Origin of the sequence: Kitasatospora putterlickiae (genome assembly GCF_039527695.1) — a bacterium.
Lineage (GTDB): Bacteria > Actinomycetota > Actinomycetes > Streptomycetales > Streptomycetaceae > Kitasatospora > Kitasatospora putterlickiae.
Genome location: NZ_BAAAKJ010000070.1, coordinates 23,166 through 26,734 on the forward strand (window position 1 = coordinate 23,166; position 3,569 = coordinate 26,734).

General features: G+C 74.8%; 2 protein-coding genes. Both read right to left on the reverse strand.

Going from position 1 to position 3,569, the window contains the following annotated elements; genetic code table 11:
- Positions 1–21: 21 nt before the first annotated feature.
- Positions 22–849, reverse strand: coding sequence for a TIGR02452 family protein (locus ABD308_RS08250; RefSeq protein ID WP_344329846.1), 828 nt, complete (start codon positions 847–849; stop codon positions 22–24).
- Positions 850–994: 145 nt separating this feature from the next.
- Positions 995–3,190, reverse strand: coding sequence for a DEAD/DEAH box helicase (locus ABD308_RS08255; RefSeq protein ID WP_344329848.1), 2,196 nt, complete (start codon positions 3,188–3,190; stop codon positions 995–997).
- Positions 3,191–3,569 lie beyond the last annotated feature (379 nt).

A 3,569-nucleotide genomic window follows, 5' to 3' on the forward strand; every position in this document is an offset into this window, starting at 1 on the left:
GGGCCCCGGAGGATCCGGGCGCTAACCGCCGAACCGGGCCTCGAAGGCGGCCCGGTTCGGTGAGACCGGCGTCCGGTCCCAGACCGCGAAGACCACCCGGTCGAAGGCCGCGCCGTAGCGGGCCAGCGCCCGCTCGAAGGCCTCCGCGACCTCGGCCGGGTCGTTGCGGAACACCCCGCAGCCCCACGCCCCGAGCACCAGCGCGCGCACCCCGTGCCGGGCGGCGGCCGCGAGCACCCGCTCGGCCCGCTCGGCGAGCACGCCCCGGACGTCCACGCCCTCCGGGTCGCGCAGGGCCAGTTGGCCCGCGTTCGGCGCGGGCGAGGTCAGGAAGGTGACGGCGTACGGGTCCGCCAGCAGCCGGCCGTCCCCGCCCCGGATCACCGGCACCCCGGGCGAGACGATCACCCGGTGGCTGTACCGGAGGTCGGTGGAGGCCCGGTGCGCCTCGTAGTAGTCCGGCGCCTCCAGCAGGCAGGTGTACAGCAGGGCGCTGCGGCAGAGGTCCTCCTCCTGGGCGCGGGCGCCGCGCAGGTAGCCGCCGCCGGGGTTCCGCGCGGAGGCGAAGTTGAGCACGCCGACCGTCCCGGCGCCCGCCCCGGCCAGCCGGCGGGCCGCCTCGATGCTGCCCTCGGCCGTCACCTCGACGGCGCCCGGGGCCGCCACCGGGCCGGGCCCGCCCGCCGCGACCAGGGCGTCCAGCGCGGCCGGGCCGTAGGACACCGTGCCGGCCCGCGCCGCCGCCAACCGCCCGGCCAACTCGACGAGTTCGCCCCCGTCCGCGCGGTAGTCCCCCCGTTCGACGATGCCCTCGTTCACCGCCGCCACTTCACGCAGTCCGCTGCTCATGCCGCCGACCGTAGGCGACGGGGCGGGCGCCGCGCCACTGGTTATTCTCGGTCGCAGAACAACGGCGGCGGCGCGGAGACGGCGACGGGCCCGCCCCACCGGAGTGGAACGGGCCCGTCGCGGGTGCGTCAGGTGCTACGCGGCGTCAGTTCTTCCAACGCGGCTTGCGGTCGTCGCGGTTGAAGCCGCCGGAGCGGCCACCGCGGTCGTCGCGGTCCCGGTTGAAGCCACCGGACTGCGGACGGCCGCCGGAGCGGTGGTCGTCGCGGCGGGCGAACGGACGGTTGTTGCTGCCGCCGCGCTCGTCGCGGTCGCGGCCGAAGGAGCGGTCGCGGTCACCGAAGGGACGGGCCGGACGGTCGCCGAACGAACGGCCGCCGCGGTCGTCACGGTCGCGGTTGAAACCACCACGCTCACGGTCACCGAACGAACGGCCACCACGGTCGTCACGGTCGCGGTTGAAACCACCACGCTCACGGTCACCGAACGAACGGCCACCACGGTCATCGCGGTCGCGGTTGAAACCGCCACGCTCACGGTCACCGAACGAACGGCCACCACGGTCGTCACGGTCACGGTTGAAGGAGCGGCCGCCACGGTCGTCGCGGTCACGGCCGAAGGAGCGGCCACCGCGGTCGTCACGGTCGCGGTTGAACGACGGACGCTCGGTGCGCGCCTCGCGGTACGACGGCGCGCGCTCCTCGGTCACGGCGGCGGGAGCGGCCTCGGCGGCCACCGGCGCGGCGGCGGCGGTCTCGGCCTCGGTGCCCTCGGTCGCGGCCTCGGCGGCCGGGGCCTCGTCCTCGATGCCCAGCTCGGCGCGCTCGCGGGCGGCCCGGGCGGACAGGCGGTCGGCCTCGTCGCGCAGCTCGGCGGCGCGGCGCTGCGCGCGCTCCAGCTGGCGGGTCATGTCGGCGACCTCGCGCTCGGCGGCGCCGGCGATGTTGGCCGCGCTCTCCGCCTGGACCTCGACCAGCGAGCGGGCGCCGGTGATCCGGGCCACCTCGGCGTCGAAGGCGTGGTCGAGGATGTGGCGGCCGGCCTCCACGCCCGCGTCCTCCATCAGGCGGAAGACGCCGCGGCGCTGGTGCGGCAGCACCAGGGTGACGACGGTGCCGGAGCGGCCGGCCCGGGCGGTGCGGCCGGAGCGGTGCAGGTAGTCCTTGTGGTCGCCGGCCGGGTCGACGTTGAGCACCAGGTCGATGCCGTCGACGTGGATGCCGCGCGCGGCGACGTCGGTGGCGACGACGACGTTGACGTAGCCGTCCTTGAAGTCGCCGAGCACCCGGGTGCGGGCGCCCTGGGTCATGCCGCCGTGCAGCGCGTCGGCCTTCACACCGGCCTCGACGAGCTGCTCGGCGACGCGGTCGGCGCCCATCTGGGTGCGGACGAAGATGATCGTGCGGCCCTTGCGGGCGGCGATCGCGTTGGTGATCGGCGCCTTGTCCTTGGGCTTCACCACGAGGATGTGGTGGGTCATGGTGGTGACGGCGCCGGCCGACGGGTCGACCTCGTGGGTGACCGGGCTGTTCAGGTAGCGCTTGACCAGGGTGTCGATCTCGTTCTCCAGGGTGGCGGAGAACAGCAGGCGCTGGCCGCCGGCCGGCACCTGGTCGAGGATCTCGGTGACCTCGGGCAGGAAGCCCATGTCGGCCATCTGGTCGGCCTCGTCGAGCACGGCGACCTGGACGTCGTCCAGCTTGGCCGAGCCGCGGTTGATCAGGTCGCGCAGTCGGCCCGGGGTGGCCACCAGGACGTCGACGCCGCGCTCCAGCGCGTAGATCTGGTTCGACATCGAGGTGCCGCCGCAGACGACCTTGAGGCGCAGACCGAGCACCGAGCCGAACGGCTCCAGGGCGTCGGCGACCTGCATGGCCAGCTCGCGGGTCGGGACCAGGATCAGGCCGCGCGGGTGCTTGGCGCGGGTGCGCTCGCCGTCGGCGAGGCGGGTCAGCAGCGGCAGGCCGAAGCTGAGGGTCTTGCCGGAGCCGGTGCGGCCGCGGCCCAGCACGTCCTTGCCGGCCAGGGCGTCCGGGATGGTCGCGGCCTGGATCGGGAACGGGGTGGTGACGCCGCGCTTGGCGAGGGCGCGGACGATCTCGTCCGGCAGGCCCAGGTCGCCGAAGGTGATGGTCGGCTCGGCGGCCTCCTCCTCGGCGTCGGTGGCCTCGGCGGCGTCGGTGTCGGTGTCGACGGCCGTGTCCTCGGCGTCGGCGGTGGTGTCCTCGGCGGCGTCGACGGCGGCGATCAGCTCGGCGTCGGCCTCGGCGGGAACGGTGGTGGCATCGGCGGCGGACTCGCTCGCGGGCATGGCGAAGCGGGCGTCGTCAACGAGAGACATGCAAAACCTTCCGGAAGTGGCACGCGCCAAAGTCCGGGGTTCTGTTTCACAACCGCCTCTATGCGGTCAGCCACGGATCGCCGGAACGCGCCAAGGGCGCCAGATGGGATTAGGGCGCCAGTCAAATGGATCAAACGAACGATCTACCACCATAGAGGAACTTGGGGATCGGAGGCAAATGCGCTGGCCGGGCTGCGGATCGGCGCTCAGTGGCCGCCCGGGGCACCCGAGCTGGGGGGCGCGGTGGCGCTCGGCGCGGAGGTCGGCTCCGGGGCCGTGGTGGCGGTCGGGGCGGGGGTGGTGTGGCCGGGCTCCGGGGAGGACGGGCGCCCGGTCGGGCTGGCCGCCGGGGCGGAGGAGGTCGCTCCGCCGGAGCCAC